This is a genomic window from Polynucleobacter sp. AP-Melu-500A-A1, from assembly GCF_018882125.1.
Classification (GTDB): Bacteria; Pseudomonadota; Gammaproteobacteria; order Burkholderiales; family Burkholderiaceae; genus Polynucleobacter.
Window position 1 is genome coordinate 58,800 of sequence record NZ_JACVOZ010000002.1, and the last position, 23,674, is coordinate 82,473.

19 protein-coding genes are annotated in these 23,674 nt (G+C 45.1%); 12 read left to right on the forward strand and 7 right to left on the reverse strand.

Annotated elements, in window-relative coordinates:
* Window positions 1-4: 4 nt before the first annotated feature.
* Window positions 5-1,525 (reverse strand): CoA-acylating methylmalonate-semialdehyde dehydrogenase, encoded by a 1,521-nt coding sequence (locus tag ICN38_RS03650; protein WP_216255352.1) that lies wholly within the window; start codon window positions 1,523-1,525, stop codon window positions 5-7.
* 157 nt (window positions 1,526-1,682) lie between these two features.
* Between ICN38_RS03650 and ICN38_RS03655 the strand changes: the two genes are divergently transcribed.
* The 4 genes from ICN38_RS03655 (at window position 1,683) to ICN38_RS03670 (ending at window position 5,711) form a co-directional block, all read left to right on the forward strand.
* Entirely contained in the window at window positions 1,683-2,804 is a 1,122-nt protein-coding gene (locus ICN38_RS03655) for an NADH:flavin oxidoreductase/NADH oxidase (RefSeq protein ID WP_216255354.1), read from the forward strand.
* Between the two features lie 23 nt (window positions 2,805-2,827).
* Entirely contained in the window at window positions 2,828-3,805 is a 978-nt protein-coding gene (locus ICN38_RS03660; protein WP_216255356.1) for a tripartite tricarboxylate transporter substrate binding protein, read from the forward strand.
* A 93-nt stretch (window positions 3,806-3,898) separates the two neighbouring features.
* Window positions 3,899-4,558 carry a SprT family zinc-dependent metalloprotease gene (locus tag ICN38_RS03665; RefSeq protein WP_216255359.1) on the forward strand — a complete coding sequence of 220 codons (660 nt, stop codon included), beginning with the start codon at window positions 3,899-3,901 and terminating at the stop codon, window positions 4,556-4,558.
* 61 nt (window positions 4,559-4,619) lie between these two features.
* Window positions 4,620-5,711 (forward strand): tartrate dehydrogenase, encoded by a 1,092-nt coding sequence (locus tag ICN38_RS03670; RefSeq protein WP_216862706.1) that lies wholly within the window; start codon window positions 4,620-4,622, stop codon window positions 5,709-5,711.
* A gap of 7 nt (window positions 5,712-5,718) precedes the next feature.
* Here ICN38_RS03670 and dnaQ read toward each other — a convergent pair whose 3' ends face one another.
* The 5 genes from dnaQ to ICN38_RS03695 form a co-directional block, all read right to left on the reverse strand.
* Entirely contained in the window at window positions 5,719-6,429 is a 711-nt protein-coding gene (gene dnaQ / locus ICN38_RS03675; RefSeq protein ID WP_216255361.1) for a DNA polymerase III subunit epsilon, read from the reverse strand.
* Window positions 6,429-9,527 carry an efflux RND transporter permease subunit gene (locus ICN38_RS03680; protein ID WP_216255363.1) on the reverse strand — a complete coding sequence of 1,033 codons (3,099 nt, stop codon included), beginning with the start codon at window positions 9,525-9,527 and terminating at the stop codon, window positions 6,429-6,431. The genes dnaQ and ICN38_RS03680 overlap by 1 nt, the downstream gene beginning before the upstream one ends.
* Window positions 9,524-10,810 carry an efflux RND transporter periplasmic adaptor subunit gene (locus ICN38_RS03685; RefSeq protein WP_216255365.1) on the reverse strand — a complete coding sequence of 429 codons (1,287 nt, stop codon included), beginning with the start codon at window positions 10,808-10,810 and terminating at the stop codon, window positions 9,524-9,526. Before ICN38_RS03685 ends, ICN38_RS03680 begins: the two co-directional genes overlap by 4 nt.
* Before the next feature lie 114 nt (window positions 10,811-10,924).
* The gene (gene rnhA / locus ICN38_RS03690) at window positions 10,925-11,389 is read right to left on the reverse strand and encodes a ribonuclease HI (protein WP_216255368.1); all 465 of its coding nucleotides are present in this window, start codon (window positions 11,387-11,389) and stop codon (window positions 10,925-10,927) included.
* Window positions 11,390-11,393: 4 nt separating this feature from the next.
* Window positions 11,394-12,197 carry a class I SAM-dependent methyltransferase gene (locus tag ICN38_RS03695; RefSeq protein ID WP_216255371.1) on the reverse strand — a complete coding sequence of 268 codons (804 nt, stop codon included), beginning with the start codon at window positions 12,195-12,197 and terminating at the stop codon, window positions 11,394-11,396.
* A gap of 6 nt (window positions 12,198-12,203) precedes the next feature.
* Here ICN38_RS03695 and gloB point away from each other — a divergent pair, with 6 nt between their 5' ends.
* The 7 genes from gloB to ICN38_RS03730 all read left to right on the forward strand — a co-directional run bounded on the left by gloB (window position 12,204) and on the right by ICN38_RS03730 (window position 22,090).
* Complete coding sequence (gloB, locus tag ICN38_RS03700; protein ID WP_216255373.1) at window positions 12,204-13,013, forward strand: hydroxyacylglutathione hydrolase; 810 nt, start codon at window positions 12,204-12,206, stop codon at window positions 13,011-13,013.
* Window positions 13,013-14,443 (forward strand): transglycosylase SLT domain-containing protein, encoded by a 1,431-nt coding sequence (locus tag ICN38_RS03705; protein ID WP_216255375.1) that lies wholly within the window; start codon window positions 13,013-13,015, stop codon window positions 14,441-14,443. The genes gloB and ICN38_RS03705 overlap by 1 nt, the downstream gene beginning before the upstream one ends.
* 27 nt (window positions 14,444-14,470) lie before the next feature.
* Window positions 14,471-16,354 carry a propionate--CoA ligase gene (locus ICN38_RS03710; protein ID WP_216255376.1) on the forward strand — a complete coding sequence of 628 codons (1,884 nt, stop codon included), beginning with the start codon at window positions 14,471-14,473 and terminating at the stop codon, window positions 16,352-16,354.
* A 239-nt stretch (window positions 16,355-16,593) separates the two neighbouring features.
* Window positions 16,594-17,778, forward strand: coding sequence for a glutamine-hydrolyzing carbamoyl-phosphate synthase small subunit (carA, locus tag ICN38_RS03715; protein WP_216256238.1), 1,185 nt, complete (start codon window positions 16,594-16,596; stop codon window positions 17,776-17,778).
* Window positions 17,778-21,041: a carbamoyl-phosphate synthase large subunit gene (gene carB, locus ICN38_RS03720; RefSeq protein ID WP_216255378.1), complete on the forward strand. Its 3,264-nt coding sequence runs from the start codon at window positions 17,778-17,780 to the stop codon at window positions 21,039-21,041. Before carA ends, carB begins: the two co-directional genes overlap by 1 nt.
* A gap of 58 nt (window positions 21,042-21,099) precedes the next feature.
* Window positions 21,100-21,576 (forward strand): transcription elongation factor GreA, encoded by a 477-nt coding sequence (gene greA, locus ICN38_RS03725; RefSeq protein ID WP_216255380.1) that lies wholly within the window; start codon window positions 21,100-21,102, stop codon window positions 21,574-21,576.
* A gap of 22 nt (window positions 21,577-21,598) precedes the next feature.
* The gene (locus tag ICN38_RS03730) at window positions 21,599-22,090 is read left to right on the forward strand and encodes a DUF4149 domain-containing protein (protein WP_255562736.1); all 492 of its coding nucleotides are present in this window, start codon (window positions 21,599-21,601) and stop codon (window positions 22,088-22,090) included.
* A gap of 40 nt (window positions 22,091-22,130) precedes the next feature.
* Here ICN38_RS03730 and ICN38_RS03735 read toward each other — a convergent pair whose 3' ends face one another.
* Window positions 22,131-22,757, reverse strand: a complete 627-nt coding sequence (locus ICN38_RS03735; protein ID WP_216255385.1) for a YhbY family RNA-binding protein — start codon at window positions 22,755-22,757, stop codon at window positions 22,131-22,133.
* 126 nt (window positions 22,758-22,883) lie between these two features.
* Between ICN38_RS03735 and ICN38_RS03740 the strand changes: the two genes are divergently transcribed.
* Complete coding sequence (locus tag ICN38_RS03740) at window positions 22,884-23,558, forward strand: RlmE family RNA methyltransferase (RefSeq protein ID WP_216255387.1); 675 nt, start codon at window positions 22,884-22,886, stop codon at window positions 23,556-23,558.
* Window positions 23,559-23,674 lie beyond the last annotated feature (116 nt).

Here is a 23,674-nt window from a genome sequence, read left to right on the forward strand (position 1 = left end):
CTGACTATTTTGAGGTAGGCATCGCAAATTCAGCACCTTTAGCGATGCTCTCTGGCCAACGCTGCATCACACTCTTTTGCTTGGTATAGAAACGCACACCTTCCTTGCCATAAGCATGCATATCACCAAAGATGGATTTTTTCCAACCGCCAAAGCCGTGCCAAGCCATAGGGACTGGAATAGGGACGTTAATCCCAACCATGCCTACTTGAACGCGGCGAGCAAATTCGCGGGCGATATTGCCATCACTTGTAAAGCAAGCAACGCCATTACCGAATTCGCAAGAATTGACAAGCTTTAGGGCATCGGTAAAGTTGGCTACACGTATGCAAGACAATACCGGTCCAAAAATTTCTTCTAAATAAATCTTCATATCGGGTGTGACATTATCAAACAAGGTACCACCAATAAAGAAGCCATTTTCGCTGCCAGTTACCTTCAATCCGCGACCATCTACTAAGAGCTTTGCACCTGAAGCTACACCGCTTTCGATATAGCTGGTAATACGATCTAAAGCTACTTTGCTAACAATAGGACCCATTTCAGCATCGAGCTCCATACCATTTTTCACCTTTAATGTTTTGGTGCGCTCGATGAGCTTTGGCATGATCTTTTCAGCGACATCTCCAACGAGAACAGCAACAGAGATGGCCATACAGCGCTCACCAGCAGAACCATAGGCTGCGCCAACTAATGCATCAATGGCTTTATCAATATCAGCGTCGGGCATGATGACCATGTGATTTTTAGCACCACCCAGGGCTTGAGAACGTTTACCAAAATGGGAGCAACGCTCATAAATGTAATTGGCAATTGGCGTTGAACCAACAAAGCTTACAGCCTTAACATCAGGATTTTCAATTAATGCATCTACCGCTTCTTTGTCGCCCTGAACTACATTAAATACGCCATCGGGTAATCCTGCTTCCTTCATCAACTTTGCCATCAATAGCGAGGCAGAAGGATCAATCGGGCTCGGTTTAAGAATAAAACTATTGCCACAGGCAATCGCCACTGGGAACATCCACATTGGCACCATTACGGGAAAGTTAAAAGGCGTAATACCCGCTACTACACCCAGTGGTTGGCGCATCACCCAGTTATCGATATCGGTAGAGACTTGCTCTGTGTAGTCGCCTTTTAATAATTCCGGAATACCAGTGGCAAATTCAAGGATTTCAATACCTCGAGTAACTTCGCCCTGAGCGTCTGTAAATACCTTGCCATGCTCAGCAGTAATCATGGCAGCCAATTCATCGCGATGGGCATTAAGAAGCTCAAGGTATTTAAATAGGATGCGTGCGCGACGTAATGGGCTGGTTTGGCTCCAGCTTTCAAATGCCTTCTGGGCAACAGCTACGACCGCATCTACATCATTACGGCTGGCGAGTGCTACTTTACGAGCCACTGTGCCTTTTGTAGGGTTGTATACGTCTGCAAAACGCCCATCTTTTGGGATAACTATATTTCCGCCAACATAGTGACCAGTATCATCGGTTGAGTCAAAGGCTTTAGGTGCATTCATAGTGATTTGTGCTTATTATTTCAAGGGTGTTAAAAATAAAGCCGAATGGCTCTTTAGCCTACGGCTTTGCGGTCTCGTTTATTCTTATTTCTTCTATTTTATCGCTATATATTGAATTTGGTTATTTTCCCATTTTCTGAGTTTTTAAAGGTCTGCAATGAGTCTTCTGTTTACTAGCTATACCCTAAATAGCCCTCGTGGGCCCCTAAAACTGGCTAATCGCATTGTCGTCGCTCCTATGTGCCAATACTCAGCAGTCAATGGTGAGGCTACTGACTGGCACCTCATGCACTGGGGTAATTTGCTCAATAGCGGGGCAGCTTTATTCATTATTGAGGCTACTGGAGTAACCCCTGAAGGCCGTATTACTCCAGCATGCCTAGGTTTATGGGATGACCGCACTGAGGCCGCCTTAAAAGATAAATTGACTAGGGCACGCCAATTGGCGCCTGCTACACCGGTTTTTATTCAACTGGCACACGCAGGTCGTAAGGCATCTAGCGCGACACCCTGGGATGGCGGTCAACTGCTCTCAGTGGATCAAGGCGGTTGGGCGACTGGCGCTCCCTCTGCAATTCCACAGCTTGAAGGTGAGCGAGCACCAAATGAGCTAAATAAAACTGATTTGCAAGAGATGATTGATGCATTTGTAATGTCAGCTCAACGTGCCGATCGAGTGGGTGTTGATGGAATTGAATTACATGGCGCCCATGGATATTTATTGCATCAGTTTTTATCGCCAATCGCTAATCAGCGAACTGATGAGTATGGTGGCGCCTATGAAAATCGCATACGCTTCCCATTGGAGTTATTTACAGCAGTCAGGGCTGCTTATCAGGGTCTTCTAGGTATCCGTATCTCAGCTAGCGATTGGATTGAAGGCGGATGGACTCCCGAGGAAACTGCAGACTTTGCAGCACGTTTAAAATCTTTAGGCGCAAACTTTGTACATATTTCTTCAGGCGGAATTTCACCTGCGCAAAAAATTGCCATTGGCCCTCATTATCAAGTGCCATTTGCCAAGATTGTGAAAGACAAATCTGGTCTTCCCACGATGACAGTTGGGCTCATTACAGACCCACACCAAGCTGAAGAAATTTTACAAAGTGGCGATGCAGATCTTATTGCATTAGCACGGGCATTCTTATATAAGCCAAGGTGGGCATGGGAGGCAGCAGCTGCCTTAGGCGGAACGGTCCCATCAAACGAGCGCTATTGGCGTTGTCTACCACGCGAAGCACAAGCTATATTTGGCAATGTCAAAATCGGTCAGCGCTAATTAAAAAATAATAGGAGATAGTCATGAAAAATATTTACCTTGCTCGCAAAGCATTACTAGCTTTAAGTGTTTCCTTCGCCTGCAACTTCGCTGTTGCGGATGTCTTTCCAGATCGGCCAATTACCCTAGTGGTACCAAATCCACCTGGCGGACTGGTAGATACCTCTGCACGCCTATTAAGCGAGCCATTAACTCGGGTTATTGGCCAACCGGTTGTAGTGGATAACAAACCGGGTGCTAGTGGAAATACTGCTTATCAATATGTAGCTAAGGCAAAACCTGATGGCTACACCTTGCTGATTTCTTATTCTGGTTACCACGTTGGAAATCCAGCGCTCATGGATAAATTACCATGGGATCCAGTGAAAGATTTTTCTCCTGTAGCTCTTTTAACAGTTTCTACTAATGTGATTGCTGTACACCCATCAGTTCCAGTAAATAACCTTAAAGAATTGATTGCGTATGCAAAGGCGAATCCTGGTAAGTTAAATTATGCCTCGCAAGGAAATGGTTCCGTATCTCACATCGGTACCGAAATCTTCAAACAAACTACTGGTGTAGATATGGTGCATGTACCATATAAGGGTTCTGGTCCAGCAGTGCAGGATGTGCTCGCAGGTCAGGTACAAGTATTTATTACTACGCCACCATCGGTGATGCAGCATGTCCAAAGCGGAAAATTAAAAGGCTTGGCAGTGACTGGGAAGAACCGTCATGCTGGAATGCCTAATGTTCCGACCACAGCAGAAGCTGGGCTGGCTTCTTTCCAGCTTGAGTCTTGGGTCGCTTTATATGCTCCAGCCGGTACTCCTGCGCCAGTCATCACTAAATTGACAGACTCGGTGAAAAAGAGTCTTGCTTTGCCTGAGGTTAAGGAGAGAGCAGATGCAGCAGGGGTAGAGTTGCGCTATCTAAATCCCCTGGCGATGGATGCATTGCTGAAAAAAGAATTGCCATATTGGTATAAAGCGATTAAATCAGCCAATATCACGCTCGATTAATCTGGAATTGCTCAGTCTCAACTCTTAATACCCACCGCAGGGTGGCGTATTATCGCAATTTAACGTTTTGATACACCCTAAAAATTAGCGCAAATGAAGCAACATTCTGTTCGAGAAGCATGGCTGGAGGATGCCGTAAAACACCTTGAACCTGTCTTCTCTAAAGCTGGGTATGCAATACCACCTGTAAGAGTTTCCTGTGGTTTCCCAGCCTCCAGCAGCCCAAGAACAACATTAGGCCAGTGTTGGCCTAGGGAACGCTCAGGCGGTGGCGTCAATGAAATTTTCATCTCCCCAAAAATTGATGATCCAGTCCAACTGCTCGATACGTTAGTCCACGAACTCTGTCATGCTGTTGATGACTGCTTTAGCGGTCATGGAGAAGACTTTAAAGGCATAGCCCAAATGGTTGGATTAGAGGGTCCCGCTAGAATGGCCCATGCTACTGAAGAGCTCACTGTTAGGCTCATGATGATTAGTCAAGAGCTAGGCCCATACCCCCATCAGGCAATTGTTTTTCCACCTCCACGCCCCAGTAATGCCAGTCGTAGTAAAGCCAAGTGTGGGCAGTGCGGTTATGAGGTTACTCTATTGAAGAAGTGGGCTAGCTATGGTGCTCCTATATGCCCCAAAGATAACATTCGCATGCAAGAGGACATTCCTGAAACGATTGAAAATACGAGTGAATACGATAGCAAGTCAGGCGATGGAGCCAAAAAAGTCCCTGACGAGATTCGTCGTGCTATCAGCTAATCCCCACCCCTATAAAAATTTCCTAATTCCATAATCACAACCCATAAAAGAGATTTATCCCATGAGCACAAAGAAAATATTTAAGAATCCAAAGATTGCAGTCATCGCTGGCGATGGCATTGGCAAGGAAGTGATGCCTGAGGGTATTCGGGCTCTTGAAGCTGCTAATAGCAAGTTTGGTATTGGTATGCAATTTGATTATTTTCACTTTGCAAGCTGTGACTACTATTTGAAGCATGGGAAGATGCTTCCCGATGATTGGTTTGATACCTTAATGAAATACGACGCTATTTTCTTTGGTGCCGTTGGTATGCCAGACATTCTCCCTGACCATGTATCGCTATGGGGTAGCTTGATCCAATTCCGTCGTGGCTTTGATCAGTATGTCAATTTACGTCCAGTGCGTTTACTTCCTGGTGTTCCTTGTCCTCTGGCGAACCGTAAGCCTGGCGATATTGATTTCTTTGTTGTTCGTGAGAACACTGAGGGAGAATACTCTAGCGTTGGTGGAAAAATGTTCCCTGACACTGACCGTGAGTTTGTGATTCAAGAATCTATTTTCACTCGACAGGGCGTTGACCGAATTTTGAAATATGCCTTTGATCTAGCCCAAAGTCGCCCAAAGAGGCATTTAACATCCGCTACCAAGTCCAATGGTATTGCGATCACCATGCCATATTGGGATGAACGCGTTGAAGAGATGTCTAAGAAGTTTTCTGATGTACGTACGGATAAATACCATATTGATATTTTGGCGGCGCACTTTGTTATGAACCCCGATCGCTTTGATGTTGTCGTTGCAAGCAATCTATTTGGTGATATTTTGTCTGATCTTGGACCTGCCTGTACTGGAACTATTGCAGTAGCGCCATCTGGAAGCATTAATCCTGAAGGTAAATTTCCGTCCTTGTTTGAGCCAGTGCATGGATCTGCCCCTGACATATACGGCAAGATGATCGCCAACCCCATTGGTCAGATTTGGAGTGGCGCAATGATGCTCGATCATCTGGGTTACCCAGAAGCAGGTCAAGCCATCTTTTCAGCGATTGAAAGGGTGCTTGTTTCAGGCGCTGGAAACGCGCCATTGACCCCTGATCTGGGTGGTACTGCTAAGACTGATGATTTAGGAAAAGCGATTGCAGCAGCAATCTGAAGATTGATCAGTCAGTTTGAGCAAGAGGACTCCAAACGGGGTCCTTTTTACTTGACTTGGCAATTTCTGCCAAGACCTTTTCGTGCAGCAGACAATCTTCATCACTAGCTGCAATGAATTTGAGCTCTGTGGGTAGCGGTTTTATATGACCACTAGAGTCGGCACCAACGGTGTAGTCAATGAGGTCTATAGACAAGTCTTCTTGACCTCTTGTCATCGCTACATACACTTCAGCGAGAAGCTGGGCATCTAAGAGCGCGCCGTGCAAGGTGCGATGTTGATTAGTAATCGAGAAGCGCTCGCAAAGAGCATCCAGGGAATTGCGTTTGCCTGGGAACATTTGCCTTGCTTCTAACAAAGTATCGGTAATCTTGCTGGCTAAATTACGAAAGGCTGGTCGTTTTAAAAGTGCAAACTCGTTATCCAAGAATCCCAAGTCAAATGCGGCGTTATGAATGACGACTTCAGCGCCATCTACAAATTCGATGAGTTGCTCAACAATATTGCCAAACACCGGCTTATCAGAAAGAAACTCTCTGGATAATCCGTGAACTGCAAACGCACCAGCATCAATATCGCGTTCTGGATTGACGTAGTAATGAAAGGTTCTATCAGTTAGTCGACGTCCGACCATTTCAACGCAACCAATTTCAATAATCCGATCGCCAGTAGCTGGATTTAAGCCAGTGGTTTCAGTATCCAGAATCACTTGGCGCATTAGGTTCCCTCTAGAACTGATGGTGGGATTTCCATTGGCCCATTACCAGCATATTTATCTAGGTAGAGATAAATAACGGGAGTAATGATCAAGGTAACAAACTGAGAAAAGATGAGTCCACCAGCAACACTAATACCTAATGGTTGTCGGAGCTCAGCTCCGGCACCAATTCCAAATGCAATCGGTAGTGCGCCCATTAAAGCGGCAAAGGTAGTCATCATAATAGGGCGGAAACGTAAGATACAGGCTTCTCTAATAGCCTTTTCCGGTGGCATACCCTTGTTTCTTTGTGCGTCCAGTGCAAAGTCAATCATCAAAATAGCATTCTTTTTCACAATACCGATGAGCAGTAAAATACCAATCGAAGCGATGACAGATAACTCAAAACCAAATATTCTCAAGGCTAAGATTGCGCCAATTGCAGCTGAGGGTAATCCAGCCAAAATGGTAAGTGGATGAATATAGCTCTCGTATAAAACCCCCAAAAGAATATAAATAACCCCAAGGGCAGCCAAAATTAACACAACCTGTCCTGACTGATTATCTTTAAAGACTGCGGCATCACCACCATAGCTAGTAATGATTGAAGGGGGCAAACCAATCTCTTTGGTGTACTCTTCGATTTTCTTAGTGGCATCACCAAGGAATACATCCGGGGCCAGGTTAAATGACAAGGTAACCGCAGGAATTTGTCCTTGATGGTTTACTGCAGTAGGGCCAACACTTCTAGTAAAGCTGGCCACGCTGGAAAGTGGAATGAGCTTATCAGTTGCGCGTCCACGTACATAGATTTTATTCAAGTCCGTTTCATATTGACGATCTTCATCTGCTGCTTCCATGATGACGTAATAGGTATTAACAGGCGTATAAATAGTGGACACCTGTTTTTCACCATAGGATGAATACAGTGCAGAGCGAATATCAGCGATGCTAACACCCGCGCTCGCTGCCTTTTCTCGATCGATATTAATTTTGACGTTTAGACCCTTCAGCTGAGAGTCGCTGGTGACATCCCTAAACATCGGGTCAACCCGCATCTTTTGCATTAACTTATCTGACCATTCATTGACACCCTCAAAGCCAACACTTTGTAGGGTGAATTGATAGCGACTCTTACTGGCTCTGCCGCCAAGTTGTAAATTTTGAACAGGACGCATATAGACCTGAAGACCAGGAATTTCTTTAAATTTATTACGAAGGCCTTCCATTACCTTGGACATTTTGGCGCGGTCACTCTTAGGCTTCAGAATAATAAAGATACGACCAGTATTTTTTCCAGAGCTAGCACCACCACCCACAACTGAAATTGAACTCTCTACGTTGGGGTCTTTGCTAACGATTTCTGCTGCCTGATCCTGTAATTTGAGCATCGCAGTAAAGGAGATATCTTCAGAGGCTTCTGTAGTTGTCTGAATTTGTCCAATATCTTCCTCAGGGAAGAATCCCTTTGGACTATTAACAAATAAGATTACCGTAATAGCAAAAGTAGAGATAGCTGCCCAGAGGACTACCTTTCTATGTTTTAGCGCAAGATCTAAATAGTGAACGTAGGTCCTGAGCATCCACTCAAAAAATTGATCGAATTTTTTATTGATGGCAAATTCTTTTGCGTGTACCCCTGGCTTTGGTAAGAAGCGACTGCACAACATGGGTACAACCGTGAGGGAGACAATGGCAGACACAAAAATTGATAAGGACACAACAACAGCAAATTCCCTAAAGAGCAAGCCAATAGGACCAGCCATAAAGAAGAGGGGGATAAACACAGCAATCAAAGAGATTGAAATGGAAATAATCGTAAAGCCCACTTCTTTACTGCCTTTAAGTGAGGCCTTCAGTGGATCCATACCATCTTCAATATGACGCATGATATTTTCAAGCACCACAATCGCATCATCAACTACCAATCCCACTGCGAGCGTGATGCCCAACAAAGAAATGTTATCTAGGCTATATCCTAAAAAATACAAGAGGAAAAAAGCACCAATGAGCGAAATAGGCAAACTAATTGAAGGAATTAAGGTTGCCGAAGCATGCTTAAGGAATAAGAAAATAACGAGAACCACTAAGAGCACAGTCAGCGCCAGGGTGATGTTAACGTCATGAATCGCTTCAATAATCGATAGCGAGCGATCATTTAATAGCTGGAGCTTGATCGATTCCGGCATTTGCTTTTGTAGCTCTGGAATCAATGCCTTAATGGATTTAACTACTTCAACAGTATTAGCGTTTGGTTGACGCAGAACTGCAATCGCAATAGAGCGCTCTCCATTGGCGCTAGCAAAGCTTTTCACATCCTCGTAACTTTCCATTACCTCAGCTACATCTTTAAGGTAGATAGGTAAGCCATTCTTTTGGCTAATGATGAGATTACCAAACTCTTCTGGTCTGACGAGCTGCTCATTGGCATAAATAGTGATTGACTGGCGAGGACCATCCAATACTCCAACAGGGCTATTAGAGTTTGCTTTATTCACAGCAGCAGCAACATCATCCATAGTGAGATTGCGATTGCCTAATGCGTCGGGGTGAACTCGAATACGCACTGCATAACGTTTTGCACCATAGACTAATACTTGCGCAACACCACTTATAGTAGAAAGATTGGGCGATAGTAAGTTTTCCGCATAAGCATTTAGTTCGGATAAGCTCACTGATGGTGAATTCATACGAACAACCAATACTGGCGTATCAGCAGGATTGACCTTGCGGTATGACGGTGGAACTGTCATTTCAATAGGCAGACGTCTTTGCGCTCTTAGGAGTGCCGCCTGGACATCAACCGCAGCTTTATCGATATCTCGGTTGTTATTAAATTCTAAGGAAATACTAGTGCTACCCAGAGAGTTCACTGAGCTAATGACCTTAATACCGTCAATAGTGGAGAACTCTTTTTCAAGAGGTAACGCTACAGCAGAAGCCATGTTCTCAGGTGAGGCACCTGGCAGGGATGCGCTGACCGAAATAATGGGGGTATTAAAGCTCGGTAGGGCAGCTACAGGAATATTGAAGTAGGCAACTGTACCTGCAACAACGGTTGCTACTGAAAGCAAAACCGTCATTACGGGGCGCCGAATACATAATTCGGAAAGCGTCATTTTTTCTCTGTCGCAGGTGCGTTTTTAGGGGCAGATTGAGGCTTGGCCTCGCGTACCTTACTTCCGGGACGTAAGTTTTGTTTACCTTCAACTACTACCTTATCGCCTGCTTCGATGCCGGTGATGACTGTTGAACCTTGGTATTCATAAACCACCTTCACAGGCTTAGAAACAGCTTTGCCATCCTTATCAACCGTATACACAATGCGACCTCTGGGATTCATCACAATAGCTTGAGACGGCACAGAAAGTGCATCTTTCAGAGTATTCGCAACCAATGAAACCCGGGCAAACTGACCTGGTAGCAATGTCATTGCATCATTGGGAATTTGTGCTTTTACACGGACGGCTGCAATGGAGGGATCAACCTGGTTATCAATCACCAACACTTTTCCTTCATAGGCTTTCTTACCCGAGTCACCCACTGTTACTTTGACACTTAAAGGCTCACCGTCAAGCTGATTCTCAAGCAAAATTGGAATATCTTTTTCCGGAATCACAAATTGCACATTAATGGGATTGAGCTGAGAAATGGTGACCATAGCACCAACACTAGAGGTTGCAGTCGAACTAGTGGCTGTTGTCACAACGTTGCTAGCTTGCACCAAAGATCCTGGGAAGACATTCACAATTCCAGCGCGTCCATCTATAGGAGAACGAATGGAGTCATAAGACAGTTGTACCTCTGCTGAGCGGGCAGCAGCTTGTGCTGACTTAGCATTGGCCAACGAAGTTTCTAAACCTGCCTTAGAGATAAAGTTTTTAGTAACCAACTCTTTAGCGCGTAGATATTGTTTTTGGGCATCTTCTGCCAATGCCTTCAGTCGCTCATAATTAGCAGTGTCATTGCGAGCATCAAGAGTGAAGAGTAAATCACCAGCCTTAACTTCTTGGCCATCTTTCACATGGATCTTGGCAACCGTATTAGTCACCATGGGTCTGATATCAACAATGCCATTAGAAACAATAGTGCCAGTGGCTTCAATAATCAGAGGAATATCTTTCTTATCAACGACGATAGTGGTAACAGTAGTAGGCCCACCCGCTTTATCGGCTGCTGGAAAAAAATAATCATAAGTTTTGGAGCCTGCATATAAAACAATCAGCGTGATCAAGATTCGCCATTTGAACTTCAAGACAAAAGCTTTCACAGACGCAAAAGAAATTTTCGGTATGCGTGGTGATAATTTGTTCCAAAGGGCACTAAGGCGAGACTTGGCAAAGCCAAATAGTTGCGCAACTTTGGCAGGTAATTTATTCAGCGTAGATTCTATTTTTGACACGGTCTCGTTTTTCTAGGTTTTTTAGGATTCTAATGGGGTTTTTTGGTCGCCGTAATGACTGTGCATTCTCTCATAAGAGGCTAAAAAATGATGGCGGCCCCACGCTTATCCGCATTAGTTTAAAAACTCCTCAACCCCCTTATTTGCAAGCTGATCTGCTAGTTCATTGCCAGGGTGGCCATTGTGTCCACGCACCCAATGCCAGGAAATATCATGATCGGGAAGTAGGGCATCTAATTCTTGCCATAAATCCGCATTTTTGACTGGATCCTTGCTAGCAGTCTTCCAACCCCGTTTTTTCCAGCCTTCAAGCCATTCAGTGACTCCTTTTTGGACATATTGGGAGTCTGTCCAGAGCTCTACGGAGCTACGCTGCTTGAGGGCACGCAGGGCAAAGATAACGGCGCTGATTTCCATGCGGTTATTAGTAGTGTGTTTTTCACCGCCATGAAGGTGTTTTTCGTGCTTGCCGGAACGTAGTACGGCTCCCCAGCCTCCAGGACCAGGATTGCCTTTGCAGGCACCATCCGTATAAATCACAATATGGTGGGGCGTATCTGAATGTCTGGTGTGTGACATAGCTTTACTGTAATGGGTCTTTGTTCAGATTGCCCCGTTCAGCAGCAGGACTTAAGGGGGCAATTGAAGGAATAAGGCTGGTTTGCACTTGGCCAACTAAGCGGATTCCTTGATGGCGCTTAATCGCTGATACGATGAACACTGCACCAAAAATGGGCCACCAACGATTGCCCATCGGCTCTAAAAAATCCATCCTAGCGATTCCTTGACCTTGCAGGGGTAGCTTGTAACAGCCAAAATGGCCCCGATCGAGGGAAAAATTGAGCAACTGCAACCAGTCCTTGATGCGTATTAGGCCAATAAATTGGCCATCCCTGGGAAGATAGGGGCTTCCTATTAGCCTGCTGATGTATTGGCGCATACCCCAAAGGCTTGCTGGATTAAATCCTGAAATAACCAGTCTTCCCTCGGGTCGAAGTACTCGATCAACTTCACGCAATATTTGATGTGGGTCCGAGGCAAATTCCAGAACATGCGGTAGAACAATTAAATCAATACTTTCACATGCAAAAGGAAGTTCTCTTGTCTCGGCTTTGATGTAATGCCATGTTGGACTGGAGTGGGCATCCATATTGTCATTGGCATGCACTAGTAAAACTTGTAACGGCATCCGGTTTTCTCGCAGAGTGTTAATTTGCGGAAGTCCGATTTGTAGGGCGTGGTATCCAAAGACGTTATCTACGATGTGATCAAAGCAGGTTTGTTCCCAATTGAGCACATATTGGCCCGGAGGAGATTGCAGCCATCTCTCCCAAGAGGTCCATGGGGGTGCTGGAGACTGCATAGGAATAGGTGGGGTTGGTATCATCGGTCTATGGATAAGAATACTTTATTGCAAGTCTGGCCTATACCCGCATTTGATGATAACTACATCTGGTGTATTCATGACGGTATCTCTGCACTTGTAGTTGATCCAGGTGACGCGACTCCAGTTTTACGCTATCTAGAGCAGGAGAAATTAACCCTTTCCGGCATTTTGGTTACCCACCATCATGCAGATCATACTGGTGGAATATTAGCGTTATTGCGCACTGTGAAATCTGCGATTCCCGTATATGGGCCAGCCCATGATGAAATTCCAGGGCGAACTCAAGTGGCCATGGAAGGAGACACAGTTGAAATTACGGTGCCACGAATTAGTCTCAAAGTCTTTGAGGTTCCCGGTCATACACTAAGTCATATAGCGTACTTCGCTAATACGCAATCCAATGTACCCCAGCCCATGCTTTTTTGTGGAGACACTTTGTTTGCCTCAGGATGTGGACGACTCTTTGAGGGAAGTCCAACCCAAATGAGTCAGTCTCTTGCGAAATTTGCAGTGCTGCCAAAAAACACCTTGGTGTATTGCACCCATGAGTACACCTTATCCAATATTCGCTTTGCATTAGCGGTAGAGCCTCATAATGCCGAGCTCATTTCATGGGCAGAAAAAGCGCAAGCGCTACGTTCACAAAATCTTCCAACTTTGCCAACGACGATTGGACAGGAGTTACAGGTAAATCCTTTTATGCGCTGTGATCAGGCGGATGTTATTACTGCTGCCAAAGAAATTTCTGGTCAAGATCACTTACCTACGCCAGCCCATGTTCTTGCAGCTATACGCGCCTGGAAAGACCGATTCTAATGCGCTTGATATTTGCAGCATTGTGCCTGGCTGCATTACTTTCTGGTTGCGCGAGCACTGGTGATTGGTCTTCTGATGTCCCCACCAAGGCTAATCCCAAAGCTTCTAAAGCAGCGCGTGTAAACCTGGAGAACCAATCGGTCAGTAAGGTCTATGCACCCTCAGACAACCTGTGGCTGCGCATTCGGGATGGTTTTCAGATGGAACCCATGAACAGCCCTCTAGAGATTGAGCAAGTCCGGTGGTTAAGTGGCCGCCCAGATTACGTTCATCGCTCGATGGCGCGATCATCAAGATATCTCTTTTATATTGTCCAAGAGGTGAATGCTCGTAATATGCCTACAGAAATTGCACTACTTCCTTTTGTGGAAAGTGCTTTTGTAACGAATGCCAAATCTAGCGCAAAGGCAGTAGGCTTGTGGCAGTTTATGCCAGCAACTGGAAAGGATTTTCGTTTAACTCAAAACGTTTTTAGAGATGAGCGTCGAGATGTCATTCAATCTACTGATGCTGCTTTAGATTATTTACAGCGTTTGCAAAATCAGTTTGGCAGTTGGGAGCTTGCTTTAGCTGCATACAACTGGGGTGCTGGGAATATCTCAAAGGCCCAAAAACGGAATATTGCTGCTGGCTTGCCTACGGATTACGAGAGTTTGACTATGCCTAAGGAAACCCGCAACTATGTTCCAAAGTTGATGGCCTATCGGCAAATCGTGCTTGACCCTAGTGCTTATGGCATTGTTTTGCCTGAATTAGAAAACCACCCTTATTTTGTAGCTCTTGATGTTAGTAATGACATTGATGTAGCAGTCGTTATTAAATTGGCCGAGATTCCTTCTGAAGAATTCCACAACTTAAACCCATCATTTAATAAACCTGTAATTTTGGCTAATGCCAATCAACAGATCTTGCTCCCTTTTGCCCATGCTGAGATTTTTCAGGACAACCTCAAAAATTACAGCAAACCATTAGCTTCTTGGACTGCGGTCCAAGTCTCTAAAACGGAAAGTCTAGATCAAGCAGCCAAAACCTTAGGAGTTGACTCGGATGTTCTGCGGGACATTAACGGCATTCCCAGAGGAATGCGAATCAGAGCAGGTTCCACTGTGATTATTCCAAAGACTAGCCGTCGCCCTGGTGATGTACCGACCGCATTGGCTGACAATGCCAGCCTTAGCCTTGAAAAACCACCCCCGCCACCTTCACCCAATAAATGTACCAAGCCCTCAAAGACGGTGAAGGGGGCTAAACCAGTGAAATGTGCCCCTGTTAAACAAGTTAAAACTGTCGAAAAAGCAGGCTCTAAGGGTAATTCTTCCTCAAATAATGCTGCATCTCAGCATAAATCCGCATCGACAGGGCTTACAAAATCTGCGAAAAATAGCACTTCAGCTAACCCCAGCAATAAGGGGGCTAGTAAACAACAGTAATTTCAGTCACTTTTACTTAGGTTGAATATGTCCTATAAAGCACATCACGAACGCTCAATTCAAGACCCAGATGGTTTTTGGGGCGAACAAGCGAAGTTAATTCACTGGGAAAAACCTTTCGAGAAAGTTCTAAATTACGATAATCCTCCTTTTGCAAAGTGGTTCGAAGGGGGCTTAACCAACCTTTGCTACAACGCAGTAGATCGCCACGCTAAAGAGCGAGCTGATCAGATCGCCTTAGTTGCGGTCTCAACAGAAACCAATCAAGAAAAAATATATACCTATAAACAGCTATACGAAGAAGTCAATCGTATGGCGGCAATTTATAAAGCCAATGGCATTGGGAAAGGAGATCGTGTTCTTATTTACATGCCAATGATTGCTGAAGCGTGCTTTGCAATGCTGGCATGTGCGCGGATTGGGGCGATCCATTCTGTGGTTTTTGGTGGGTTTGCTTCACATAGCCTTGCATCACGCATTGACGATGCAAAACCAAAGATGATCGTTTGTGCAGAAGCAGGTGCGCGTGGCGGAAAAGCCGTTCCTTACAAGCCTCTATTGGATGAAGCGATTACCTTGGCAACGTATAAGCCAGAAAAAGTATTGATCATCAACCGCGGTTTAACGGAGTACACCACAGTTACTGGTCGCGATCTTGACTATGCCACCGAGCGTCAAAAACATTTGAATGACATTGTTCCCATTGAGTGGGTCGATGCAACGCACCCATCCTATATTTTATATACCTCTGGAACTACAGGAAAACCTAAAGGTGTGCAGCGTGATACCGGAGGATATGCTGTTGCCTTGGCATCATCCATGAAACATATTTTTACTGGCAATGCAGGTGAGACGATGTTTTGTACCTCTGATATTGGATGGGTTGTCGGGCATAGTTACATTATTTACGCACCCTTGATCAGTGGCATGGCAACCATCATGTATGAAGGCACACCTCTGCGTCCAGATGCTGGTATCTGGTGGGAGCTTGTGGAGAAATTCAAAGTCTCAGTGATGTTCTCAGCTCCAACAGCAGTGCGCGTTTTAAAGAAACAGGATCCTGCCTTCTTAACAAAATATGATCTTTCTACTTTACGTGCTTTATTTTTAGCAGGCGAGCCATTAGATGAGCCCACCGCAACGTGGATACATGACGCGATAAAAAAACCAATCATAGATAACTACTGGCAAACAGAAACAGGTTGGCCGATGCTGGCAATTCAGCGTGGCGTTGAAGTGATGCCGCATAAATTTGGCTCTCCTGGCGTGCCCTCATTTGGCTACAACATGAAGTTGCTTGATGACGTAAGCTCAGAAGAATTGGGTCCTGATAAAAAAGGGGTTATTGCAATTGAAGGCCCTTTACCCCCAGGTTGTATGCAAACTGTTTGGGGTGATGACAAGCGCTTTGTCAGTACCTATTGGGAAACTATTCCTGGCAAGGTAATTTACTCAACTTTTGACTGGGGTATCAAAGATAAAGATGGTTATTTCTTTATTTTGGGCCGTACTGACGACGTGATTAACGTTGCCGGACACCGTTTAGGTACTCGCGAAATTGAAGAGAGTATTTCTGGTCATCCTAATATTTCAGAGGTAGCGGTCGTTGGTATTGAAGATAAGCTCAAAGGTCAGGCCGCAATTGCATTTGTGATTCCAAAAGATTCTTCCAATACCGCAACTCTTGAAGCCGAGTGCATGAAAACCGTAGACATCACTTTGGGAGCCATTGCTCGTCCAGGTCGTGTCTATGTTGTCACAGCACTTCCTAAGACACGTTCAGGCAAGATTGTGCGGCGTGCATTGCAAGCAGTTGCAGAAGGCCGTGATCCTGGTGATATTAGTACGATGGAAGATCAAACTGTCCTAGCCCAAATTAAGACCATCATCGAAAACAGCGTATGGGCTTAGCCTTCCCCCCTTGAGCACCTCCCCTGGTTTTACTTCAGAGAAGGGTGTCGTGCTTGCAAGGCCTATTTGGTGAGGTATTCAAGGGTTTAGAAGCAAAACTGGTATGATTGAAAGGTTCGAACTTATTAAATACCCTAGCGCTTAAAGACACTCACCTCCCGCATAAACAAGCCTCGGGTTGGTATTTTTGGGGGTTTTGAGCGTCGGATGGAGCAGGGACTGGAGATGTTTTGTCACCCTTGCTTCCTTCTTTTCCTCCTGCCGTGTTGGCACTAGCCGACGGCACTGTATTTCTCGGGTTGAGTATTGGCGCCCCAGGCGAAACTACCGGCGAAGTGGTTTTTAATACTGCTTTAACTGGCTACCAAGAGATCATTACCGATCCAAGTTATTCCCGTCAAATTGTGACATTGACCTACCCACACATTGGTAATGTAGGCGTAAATTCTCAGGATGCTGAATCGGATCAAATTCATGCTGCTGGCTTGGTCATTAAAGATCTTCCTAAGCGAGTCTCTAATTTTCGTTCAGAAGCTAGCCTTGATGAATATCTCACCAAGGCAGGTGTTCTCGGTATTTCTGGTATTGATACCCGTAAATTAACCCGTATCCTAAGGGATAAGGGCGCGCAATCAGGCGCGATTGTTGCTGGAAAGCTTGGTGATGATTGCGAAGTTTTGGGCAAAAAGGCACTTGAGTTAGCAAAGGCATTTCCAGGAATGGCCGGCCTAGATCTTGCGAAGGTTGTGACAACCCATAAATCTTACCAATGGCGTGAAGCACAATGGGATCTTCATGGCCCAGATGAAAAGCCTGCCTATCGAACTTTGGATAAAAGTAAGCCCTCTAATAAAGTAGTAGCTTATGACTTTGGCGTTAAGCGAAATATTCTGCGCATGTTGACTGAACGTGGCTGTGAGTTAACTGTTGTGCCAGCACAAACTAGTGCTGCTGATGTATTGGCCATGAAACCCGACGGCGTATTTTTCTCCAACGGTCCTGGCGATCCTGAACCCTGCACCTATGCAATAGCTGCTGCAAAGGAAATTATTGAAAAGGGTACACCGACATTTGGTATCTGCTTAGGTCACCAAATCATGGGACTTGCAGCTGGTGCGAAAACTTTGAAAATGAAATTTGGCCATCACGGCGCCAATCATCCGGTCAAGGATTTAGATACCGGCCGAGTAGCCATTACTTCTCAGAATCACGGATTTGCTGTTGATGCTAATGCCTTGCCAGACAACATTCGCGTTACGCATGTCTCTTTATTCGATGGCTCACTTCAAGGTCTTGCTTGGAAAGATAAGCCAGCACTTTGTTTTCAGGGGCATCCTGAGGCCTCACCAGGCCCCCATGACATAGCCTATTTATTTGATCGATTTGTTGAGCTCATGAATGCTAGCAAGAAGGAGGGCAAATAATGCCTAAGCGTAGCGACATTAAGAGCATCTTGATTATTGGTGCAGGTCCGATTGTGATTGGGCAGGCCTGTGAATTTGATTATTCAGGCGCTCAAGCTTGTAAAGCTTTGCGCGATGAAGGTTATAAAGTCATTCTGGTAAATAGTAATCCCGCTACCATCATGACTGACCCAGAAATGGCTGATGTTACTTATATTGAGCCGATTACCTGGGAGGTTGTAGAGCGCATTATCGCTACAGAAAAGCCAGACGCGATATTGCCGACCATGGGCGGACAAACAGCACTTAATTGCGCATTGGACCTTCATCGCCATGGCATATTAGAAAAGTATGGCTGCGAACTCATCGGTGCTTCACCGGAAGCGATTGATAAAGCTGAAGATCGCCAGAAGTTTAAAAATGCGATGACTAAGATTGGTTTAGGATCAGCTAAGTCTGGCATTGCGCATTCTATGGATGAGGCCCATGAAGTGCAACAGCGCATTCAAAAAGAAACGGGTAGCTCTGGTTTCCCGGTAGTCATACGCCCATCATTCACGATGGGCGGCTCTGGTGGTGGCATCGCCTACAACCGCGAAGAATTTGAAGAAATTTGTAAACGCGGTCTAGATTTATCTCCAACCCGTGAACTCCTCATTGAGGAATCTTTATTGGGCTGGAAAGAATTTGAAATGGAAGTGGTGCGTGATCGCAATGACAACTGCATCATTGTTTGCTCCATTGAAAACTTAGATCCAATGGGCGTTCATACCGGTGACTCTATTACCGTAGCCCCAGCGCAAACTCTAACTGATAAAGAATATCAAATCATGCGTAATGCATCGATTGCTGTTCTGCGTGAAATTGGCGTTGACACTGGTGGATCAAACGTACAGTTTTCAATTAACCCAGTAGATGGTCGCATGATTGTTATTGAGATGAATCCGCGGGTTTCACGTTCTTCTGCTTTAGCATCTAAAGCAACCGGCTTTCCGATTGCTAAGATAGCGGCAAAATTAGCTGTTGGTTACACCTTAGATGAATTAAAAAACGACATCACTGGCGGTGCTACTCCTGCTTCTTTCGAGCCTTCGATTGATTATGTTGTAACTAAGATCCCACGTTTTGCTTTTGAGAAATTTCCGCAAGCTGATTCTCGTCTGACTACCCAGATGAAGTCCGTGGGTGAAGTTATGGCGATTGGGCGAACCTTCCAAGAATCATTCCAAAAAGCCCTTCGAGGTCTTGAAGTTGGAGTTGATGGCTTAGATGAGATTTCTACCGATCTAGATGACATCATTCAAGAGATTGGTGAACCAGGCCCAGATCGTATTTGGTATTTGGCCGATGCTTTCCGAATGGGCATGGGGCTTGATGAGGTCTATAACGAAACCAAAGTCGATCCTTGGTTCTTAGAGCAAATTGAGGAGCTCATTTCCATGGAGGCGCAATTAAAACTCCGTAAGATCGATAGCCTAACGGCTGCCGAATTACGTGCCGTTAAGCAAAAAGGGTTTTCAGATCGCCGTCTTGCCAAATTGTTGGGTGTTGAAGCATCTTTTGTTCGTGCCGCCCGTCATCGATTGAAGGTAGTACCGGTTTATAAACGAGTTGATACTTGTGCGGCGGAATTTTCCACCAATACGGCCTACTTATATTCAACCTACGAAGCAGAGCATGGTGAATGCGAATCCCAGCCAAGTAATAGAGACAAGATCATGGTCTTGGGTGGTGGCCCTAACCGAATTGGTCAAGGTATTGAGTTTGATTATTGCTGCGTACATGCAGCCTTAGCTTTGCGTGATGATGGTTATGAGACCATCATGGTCAACTGTAATCCAGAAACCGTGTCTACCGACTACGATACTTCAGATCGTTTGTATTTTGAGCCCTTAACCTTGGAAGATGTACTAGAAATCGTTGCAAAGGAAAAGCCGAAAGGTGTGATTGTTCAATACGGTGGTCAAACGCCTTTGAAATTGGCTTTAGATCTTGAGCGTAATGGTGTTCCAATTATTGGAACTTCTCCCGATATGATTGATGCTGCAGAAGATCGCGAGCGTTTCCAAAAGTTATTGCAAGAGCTAGGCTTGCGTCAACCTCCAAACCGTACTGCTCGGGCAGAGGATGAGGCGCTTAAACTTGCAGAAGAAATTGGCTATCCATTAGTGGTTCGTCCATCCTACGTATTGGGTGGACGCGCCATGGAAATAGTTCATGATGGTCGTGACCTTGAGCGATATATGCGTGAAGCTGTCAAGGTTTCACATGACTCGCCAGTATTGCTAGATCGGTTCTTAAATGATGCGATTGAGTGTGATGTAGATTGCATTAGCGATGGTACCCGCGTGTTTATCGGTGGCGTTATGGAACATATTGAACAAGCCGGCGTTCATTCTGGTGACTCTGCGTGTTCATTGCCCCCTTATTCACTCTCCGATGAAACGGTTGCAGAGATTAAACGCCAAACTGCAGCAATGGCTAAAGGCCTCAATGTAATTGGCTTAATGAACGTTCAATTCGCCATTCAAAATGTCGACGGCAAAGACGTTATTTATGTGTTGGAGGTGAACCCACGCGCCTCACGTACCGTGCCTTTTGTTTCCAAAGCTACCGGTCTTCAGTTAGCCAAGATTGCAGCGCGTTGTATGGTGGGTCAATCATTAGATCAACAAGGTATCAAAACTGAAGTGAGGCCACCTTACTACTCGGTTAAAGAGGCCGTATTTCCATTCAATAAGTTTCCAGGAATTGATCCAATTTTAGGACCTGAGATGCGCTCTACCGGTGAGGTAATGGGCGTGGGCAATACTTTTGGTGAAGCCTTGTTCAAATCTCAATTAGGAGCAGGTATCAAGCTTCCGAAATCTGGAACAGTAGTCCTTACCGTTAAAGACAGTGACAAACCAAAGGCGGTTGAAGTTGCTAAATTACTCCATCAATTGGGATTCCCAATGGTGGCCACTAAGGGGACGGCAGCCGCAATAGAGGCAGCGGGATTGCCTGTACGGGTTGTGAATAAGGTTAAGGATGGTCGTCCTCACATAGTCGATTTAATTAAAAATGGTGAAATATCATTGGTATTTACCACTGTTGATGAGACTCGAACTGCCATTGCTGATTCGCGTTCGATTCGTACCAGCGCTCAGGCGAATGGTGTTACTTATTACACGACCATTAGTGCTGCTAGGGCGGTGATGGATGGCTTAATGGCCTCGCAAAACGGCAATAAAGAATCGCTAGAAGTATATTCTTTGCAAAACTTACATCGGGCGCTCATTTAATCTAAAATCAATTTTTACACGCGCAATTAGGCGCCAGAATATAAGTTAGGTTAGTAGCATGAGCACAATTCCGATTACTAAGCGCGGTGCAGAACTTCTCAAAGAAGAATTGCACCGCCTCAAGCATGTTGAGCGTCCGTCTGTGATTAACGCTATTTCTGAAGCTCGCGCACAAGGCGATCTTTCGGAAAATGCTGAGTATGATGCCGCGAAGGAAAAGCAAGGCTTCATTGAAGGCCGTATTCAAGAGCTTGAAAGTAAACTCTCTGCTGCTCAAATTATTGATCCATCAACCTTAGATGTGACTGGTAGAGTGGTTTTTGGTGCGACAGTTGATCTTGAAGACCTTGAAGATGGCACCAAGCTGACCTATCAAATAGTCGGTGATGATGAGGCAGATATTGCCGTCAAGAAAATTTCTATTAGTTCTCCTATAGCCCGCGCATTAATTGGCAAGGAAGAGGGTGATGTTGTTGCTGTTCAAGCTCCAGGCGGAAATCGTCAGGTTGAAATCTTAGCGGTGCGCTACATCTAATCACTGGACCCCAGTAATGGTGATGCAGATATCCAGTGCCTCAAACTATTTGGGGGCGCAAAGACTCTTTACCCTCGTCACTGGATTATGGGTTGGAAGCATATTCACTAGCGCTTATTTAGTTGCTCCCACTATTTTTAGTACATTGACTGACCGTCAGGTAGCAGGCATGGTTGCGGGTAGCATCTTCAGAGTTGAGGCACTCATCAGTACGATAGTTTGTATTGCATTAATGGTCTTGGCCAATTTGCTGATCAATAGAGGCCTTTCCCATTTCCGTATTATTCGCTGGTTGTTATTGGGAATACTACTTTGCGCTCTAACTGCATTATTGATTTTCATACCCTGGATGAATACACTACGAGATGAGGCATTGTTGCAAGGTATGCCTGTCATGCTCTCGCCCTCTGCAGGACTATTTTCAAAACTGCATGGCGCTTCCAGCCTAGTCTATTTAATACAAAGTGCACTTGGTCTTTATTTACTTTGGCAATTAACCAAAAATCATCATTAAAAAATGCCGACTCGCGGCATTTTTACTATTACACTAACTCTTAAGACCCAAGAGATTTCTTTTTGGTACTACTCATACGTACCTTACGTCTCTTGATTGGCCCAGGTGCGGCGGCTGCCTTACGATAGCCTGGTGACGACCAGCCAATTTTAGACTCTGTAGCATCGGCACGCAGCACCCGTTTTTTAGGTGTAGCGGACTTCACTGCAGCGGCTCGTGCAAATGGAGACTTATTCGAAGCCAAACGACGATCAGATCTTTCCGAGTCACTGGTGCGAACACCTGCTTTTGCTGGCGCTCGATTTGGCTGGCGTTTAGTACGCTGAGCTTGCAAACTTTTTTTCGTCTGTTTACTAGATCTACCTAAGTTAGTAAAAGCCTCATCAACAATGTCTTTTGGCTTCCACAGCACCAATAATTTACCGATGTGCTGAACCGGAGCTGCATTTAATTTATCGCATAGCTCTTCATAGATCGCAATCCGTGCATCACGATCATCACCAAAAACTCGAATCTTGATTAGACCGTGGTGGCTAATAGCAAGCTTTGCTTCTTTGATAACAGCAGGCGTAAGTCCATCCCCTCCAATCATGACGACAGGAGAAAGTTCATGTGCATCTGCTTTGAGGGATTTACGTTGTGTAGGGGTAATGGTGAGTGCAGTCATGGGCACGATGATAGAGCATTGACTACGAAAATTAGGGCTGTTTTAGACTATTTCCAATCTTTTAGCTCGATTCCTTTGCCTTGGAAGGCATAAACAAGGAAAATAGTGAGCGAAAGTGGGTAAGTTGTGGCAAAGAATAAATTTAATAAAAGTTGGTTACAAGATCACTTAACGGATCCGTATGTGAAGATGGCTCAAAAAGAGGGCTATCGTGCGAGAGCTGTTTACAAGTTGAGTGAAATCGATGAGCAAGATCACCTCATTAAAGCAGGCATGACGGTGATTGATCTTGGTAGCGCTCCGGGTAGCTGGTCTCAGTATGTCCGCAATCGCTTAACTGAGTTAGGCAAGACAAATCCCAAGATTGAGTCTGGTAAACCAGATGGCATCATCATTGCGATTGATATTTTGCCCATGGAAGATATTGCAGATGTCAGCTTTATTCAGGGTGACTTTCGGGAGGATGACGGCTTAGCTGCCCTAGAGGCGCTCTTGCCCAAGGAAGCAGATGGGAAGGTTGATCTCGTTTTATCCGATATGGCTCCTAATTTATCGGGTGTTGGGGTAGCGGATGCAGCCAGAATGGCTTTTTTAGCTGAGATTGCTCTAGATTTTGCTACTACACACCTCAAGCCTGAAGGGGCTCTGTTGATTAAATGCTTTAACGGTAGTGGCTATAGTCAAATCGTTGAGGCCTTCAAAAAGGTCTTTAAAACGGTAGTCTCTAGGAAACCAAAGGCTTCTAGGGCCCGTTCTTCAGAAATCTTCTTATTGGGTAAAAACCTCAAACCCCCTAAATAATGCCCAATTACCCATAAAATATAGGGGTTTATTAAATAAAAACACCATTAGCTCTTGAAAAAGGCTGGTAGTAGAATCAAATACTTAGGTAGCAATCCGCTTTAACTGCTGGGTTA